Source organism: Legionella sp. km772 (genome assembly GCF_003989735.1).
GTDB lineage: Bacteria > Pseudomonadota > Gammaproteobacteria > Legionellales > Legionellaceae > Legionella.
The window spans coordinates 1-1,235 of record NZ_RZGQ01000359.1; the positions used below are offsets into that span (position 1 = coordinate 1).

Below are 1,235 nucleotides of genomic sequence, written 5' to 3' on the forward strand. Positions count from 1 at the left end.
CCTGGCCTATGGACTTGTGGATAAGCCATTCTGAGAGTAAGGTGAATGAACTAACAAACCGGGAATAGCTCTTATTTTTCCTGAATTTTGTTCCAGATCCCCGGACCTAGCTAAGTGTGCTGACGTCTATTTAATTCTGCCTGTAGAATGTTTTTACACTGAAGTAAGTCTTCTTCACTTAAGGCGGCAAAAGTTAGATCTATATAGGTTTTCCCATCCAGAATATGGCTTAATTCATGCCACAATACTACAGCATCCAAATCATTATAAACTTTAGTTATCCTGCGCATGTCTTGCAGAGGATCTAGATACTCTACAACCAGTTGTTGAGGGCTTAGGACTTCGCAACGATTAGCACAAGGCACACTTAAGCAAGCATGATTAAACGTTTGCATGAGCTCACTAGAATAACTAAGCCTAGGATTTACCATAATTTGTGCGGGGGGAAACTGACTGTTAGGATAGCGTCTTGCAACGCCCTCTACATGGGCAGGCAGTTCATAAAAAACACCCACGATTGTGAAACAGTAAGGCTTTTCTATCTCAGCGCATTGATTGGCTGCTATGCCTGCGCCTTTAGTTTTAACTAAGGTGTCTTTAGCAATAATTATCTGTCTTTCTAATTCTTGCTGCTCCTGAAAATTAGGTTTTTGCGGAAAAAAAATTCCCGGCTGATGCAAAATGGGATCACCAATAATACGAATCAAAGGCTTTGTTTGGCTTACAAAATAGCATCGGCTTTGTGTTATTTGATATAAAGCATGGTAATGCGTGTACCTTTTTCTGTTAGCTTCATCTACCCAGAATAATTTATATTCCACATAGTGCCCATCAAGATTCGTATAGGTGCTGCAAAACTCCAAAGAATCCCAGTTTTGACAAAGAGAGGAGAATTTTTGTAAGCGTTTTAAATCATTTTCAGAATAAATAGATGTTTTCTTTATAAAAGCCTCAGCCTGTCTTCGAACATGCGCCTGCTCTTTTTGTAAAAGATAAATTGCTGTACAGCGTGATTTTAAAGTTTCTATCGCGGTGGTTGGATGATAAACAGGATTCATTAATTTTTCTTTGAATTCATTAAATAGGTCCCTGCATTGAAGTTTCATGGAAGGTTATTGATATAGGCGCGGATTTTTAGACGAAAAAAAGGTATTTTTAAGAGCTATTCTTCTAATATAAGAGGGGAATAGAATGACCAAAAAGCGAAATTATTACACTGCATCAAAAAAATCAAA

The 1,235-nt window shown here is 37.9% G+C and carries 1 protein-coding gene; it reads right to left on the bottom strand.

Annotation, left to right across the window (positions count from 1 at the left end; all coding sequences use genetic code 11):
• Positions 1 to 110 precede the first annotated feature (110 nt).
• Positions 111 to 1,058, bottom strand: a complete 948-nt coding sequence (locus ELY15_RS15875; protein ID WP_158617538.1) for a peptide deformylase — start codon at positions 1,056 to 1,058, stop codon at positions 111 to 113.
• Between the last annotated feature and the right edge of the window lie 177 nt (positions 1,059 to 1,235).